Genomic DNA, 1,222 nt, shown 5'->3' on the forward strand with positions numbered 1-1,222 from the left:
CAACTCCCGCAGCCGTTCCTCCACGTCGAAGAACCCCGGCTGCCGAACCATCGCCATCCCCCGCGCCAATCCGCGTCAGTGAATCAGCCGAACGGCTTCAGGGCGAGGGGTTTCTGGAGGCGTCCAATCTTCTTCCGAGAGCGCTCGGTAGAGCAGCGCCAACGCACCGACCCGACCAGCGAGCCGGTCAAATGATTCGCCCGCTTCGTCATCTGCCGTGTTGTAGCTTTCGATCCGAATGAGGGAAGCAATTAACTGCAGGTTGTTTTTGACGCGATGCTGCAACTCGCGCAGAAGCATGTCTCGTTCCTGGATGCGGGCTTCTAGATCCTCGGCATACGTGCGGATCGCCGGATTTGCCGCCGCCAGTGCCACCAACCGAAATAGCGCCGTGCCGCTCTCGTCCTCGATAACGTTTGACCACGCGTCAGAGGTGATGCCGCCTTCGATGCCCTCCCGCCCCAACCGAAACCTGCCGATACGGTCCTCGCCTGTGGTGATGGCGTCGCTAAGCGAGCGATCATCGCCTTCGGCAGCCGCGATTGCCTTCAGATCGCTCCAAGGATGGCCGTGCAACTCACCGATGGACTGCCCGGACAGCCGTTCGAATTCCAGATTGACGTAGATGACGCGCTCCTGCGGCCTTAACTCTGATACGGCGATGGCAACAGGGATATGGTCAAGAAACTGCTTGAAATGTTCGCTATCGAGCGCATCCGCGAGATCGCCACTGTCGAGATAGTCGCCCAAGGGACCGCCCTTATTGTTGTTCGTCATAGTGTGCCCTTCCATCGGCCTGGCGCTCTATACGCCTGGCCGGGCACGAGCGGCGAGTAAACAACTGGTCGATCCGAAGTCGATACATGAACTGCTCTCGTACTAGGCTCAGGACTCATTCTCCGATCCAGAAGATGACGATGGCGGCCAGCGTGATGGCGCCAAAGAAGGTCGTGGCGCATCGGTCGTAGCGGGTTGCTATCCGGCGCCAATCCTTGATGCGGCCGAACATGTTCTCGATGCGATGGCGCTGTCGGTAGAGCGTCGCGTCGTAGGGGATGGGTTGCTTGCGGTTCTTCTTGGACGGGATGCACGCCGTGGAGAGCTCTGCGAAACCTGCGTGATCGGCTGATGAAGATGTGGCGGTGTCCTGGAAGCGGCCTTGGGGGTCGTCTTCGAGCCCGCCGGTCGTGCGGTGGGCGCACCTCTCCCGTCAGGCGAGTAG

1 protein-coding gene and 1 pseudogene are annotated in these 1,222 nt (G+C 60.5%); both read right to left on the reverse strand.

Features of this window, described 5'->3' with window-relative positions; all coding sequences use genetic code 11:
• Nucleotides 1–75: 75 nt before the first annotated feature.
• The gene (locus HW578_RS26770; protein ID WP_198373734.1) at nt 76–777 is read right to left on the reverse strand and encodes a histidine kinase dimerization/phosphoacceptor domain -containing protein; all 702 of its coding nucleotides are present in this window, start codon (nt 775–777) and stop codon (nt 76–78) included.
• A gap of 115 nt (nt 778–892) precedes the next feature.
• Nucleotides 893–1,090: pseudogene (locus tag HW578_RS26775) on the reverse strand (transposase); the annotation flags it as partial.
• Nucleotides 1,091–1,222: the final 132 nt, after the last annotated feature.

The organism is Roseomonas rosulenta, assembly GCF_016106005.1.
Lineage (GTDB): Bacteria > Pseudomonadota > Alphaproteobacteria > Acetobacterales > Acetobacteraceae > Neoroseomonas > Neoroseomonas rosulenta.

What these genes read in the sequence shown, in the direction of transcription:
- HW578_RS26770 (WP_198373734.1), bottom strand. Translation starts at nt 777, where the DNA reads ATGACGAACAACAATAAGGGCGGTCCCTTGGGCGACTATCTCGACAGT.